This is a genomic window from Methanocalculus sp. (assembly GCF_029762515.1).
Classification (GTDB): Archaea; Halobacteriota; Methanomicrobia; order Methanomicrobiales; family Methanocorpusculaceae; genus Methanocalculus.
The window spans coordinates 1-1,985 of the sequence record NZ_JARVGN010000405.1 but is presented as its reverse complement, the minus strand read 5'-3'; the positions used below and the strand labels follow the sequence as shown (position 1 = coordinate 1,985).

General features: G+C 52.0%; 4 protein-coding genes. 3 read left to right on the top strand and 1 reads right to left on the bottom strand.

Annotation, left to right across the window (positions count from 1 at the left end):
• The 3 genes from QCH34_RS11520 to QCH34_RS11510 form a co-directional block, all read left to right on the top strand.
• A partial coding sequence (locus tag QCH34_RS11520; RefSeq protein ID WP_300334315.1) for an AAA family ATPase occupies positions 1-535 on the top strand: 535 nt, incomplete at its 5' end.
• A gap of 117 nt (positions 536-652) precedes the next feature.
• The gene (locus QCH34_RS11515) at positions 653-895 is read left to right on the top strand and encodes a hypothetical protein (RefSeq protein WP_300334312.1); all 243 of its coding nucleotides are present in this window, start codon (positions 653-655) and stop codon (positions 893-895) included.
• Between the two features lie 4 nt (positions 896-899).
• Entirely contained in the window at positions 900-1,172 is a 273-nt protein-coding gene (locus tag QCH34_RS11510) for a type II toxin-antitoxin system RelE/ParE family toxin (RefSeq protein ID WP_300334309.1), read from the top strand.
• A 46-nt stretch (positions 1,173-1,218) separates the two neighbouring features.
• On the opposite strand, the gene QCH34_RS11505 is transcribed toward QCH34_RS11510, so the two are convergent.
• The coding region (locus QCH34_RS11505; RefSeq protein ID WP_300334306.1) for a tetratricopeptide repeat protein at positions 1,219-1,985 on the bottom strand (767 nt) is incomplete at its 5' end.

The window sequence follows — 1,985 nt, the reverse complement described above, 5'->3', positions numbered from 1 at the left end:
GAAGATTCTCATCATCGGAACACTTGGTGCCGGGAAGACAACACTTGCACGAGCTCTCTCACACGAGATCGGTCATCCGTATACATCCATTGATGACTGCCGGATTGGGTATTCTGATGGCACAATTGATGGTGAAGAGACGGCATGGCGTTATTTCCTGAAGGCATGTTCTGATCCATCCCCGGCAATCCTTGAGTTCTCAGGGATGGGTTCGTATGCCTGCCTGGTCCGCGATGCACTTCTCAGCTCAAAGATGCCTGTAGCAATCATATGGATTGATTGCCCCCACGATCTCTGTATCGACAGGGCAACAAAGCGGGAAATAATCATTCCTGCACCATATGTATGGGCGCCGATCGACTATTCTGTTCCCGCAATCCAATCCGGGATCGAGATCGCCTGGGAGGAGATATGGAGTGCCAAGCCCTCGTTCCATGCGAGGAGAATGACGTTTTCCCGTGATGCGCTTTCGAGTGAGGTCTATACGAGGGTCGAATCATATCTTCAGGATATCACTCCAAAAAGGTATTTGTAGCGGATTGCTCCTGTGATTGCCAATCCTCGCCCTGCATAAGATCCTCTCTTCTCATCTGAATGATTGCATATTCAGATATGCAAAGATATATGATGATATATTCTCATATATCTCAATATGCCCGCTATCACAACCATCCGGATCAGCACTGATCTCCGGGACCGGCTGGCATCGTTGAAGGTGCACCCGAAGGAACCGTTTGAAGATGTTATCGAACGACTAATCGAGGTTGCGATCGACGATGAACCTCTCAGTGATGAAACGATCCGGGCAATAGAGGAGTCGCTTGCCGATATCAAAGCTGGTAGAGTTCAATCTCTTGAAGCTGTTGCAAGCGAACTTGGTCTTCTGGATGACTGATTGAATGGCGTATAAAGTGTTGATCTCAGCCGTTGCAAAAAAAGATCTTATCTGGCTCCCGGTACCTGTTGGAAAGGCAATATGCCGGGAGCTAAGCACGCTTGCCGGTGAAACGAATCCAAAAATCCATGTAAAAAAGCTCAAAGGGAGCAGCGAGCCGTCTTTTTATTCTCTACGGGTGGGGGACTACCGGGTCATCCTCACTATTACAAATGCGGTGATGATCATCCACGTTATTGAGACAGGTAATCGAAGCCCGGTATACTGTCAGTATTGAGGGTTATAGGACGGAAGATGCCTCGTTTAGCGCTCCCCCTGTCCGATTATTTATTCCCTGCCTCCCCTATCTCCTCATCAGAGGGATCGAGGATACAGAGCCTGGCAGCGGCACGTGCCTCCAAAAAAGCCTCTTCCGCCTCTTCGCTTCTGCCGAGCCTCGTGAGTGCCAGCCCCCGGTAGTACCATTGGAACCGGGTTTCTGCAACAAAGCCGAGCACCTTTTCCCATGCTTCTATTGCTTCTGCATGCCTTCCGAGGGCATCGAGGGCAGCACCCCGGATGTACCATGGAATGCAGAAATCCGGGTATATTGCTATCGCCTGATCGCATGATTCGATTGAATCAGCATATCTGCCAAGGGAGTTGAGTGAAGACCCCCGCAGTGCCCATGCATCCACATAACGGGGCTCGATCTTCGCTGCCCGGTCATATGACAGAATCGCCTCCTCATACCGGCCGAGGGCATGGAGGGCACGGCCCCGGCTGGTCCATGCCGGGGCAAGGCCGTCATCATGCCGGACTGCATTTTCAAAGGCTTCAAGGGCCTCTTCATATCGCCCAAGGGTGCTCTGGACCAATCCCCGGTCATTCCATGCACCAGCATGCTTCGGATTTATCGTGAGTGCCCGGTCATATGACAGAATCGCCTCTTCGTACCTGCCGAGCCCCTCAAGGGCACTCCCCCGGTTAATCCATGCGATGCAATGTCCCGGCTCGATCTGGAGTGCCATATCATAGGATCTGAGGGCCTCTTCGTGCCGCCCGAGATTGCTCAGTGCCGCACCGCGATTGTTCCAGGTATCGACATGGC

Excerpts from the sequence above, each read along its gene's own strand:
- QCH34_RS11510 (WP_300334309.1), top strand. The coding sequence starts at position 900 with ATGGCGTATAAAGTGTTGATCTCAGCCGTTGCAAAAAAAGATCTTATC.
- QCH34_RS11515 (WP_300334312.1), top strand. The coding sequence starts at position 653 with ATGCCCGCTATCACAACCATCCGGATCAGCACTGATCTCCGGGACCGG.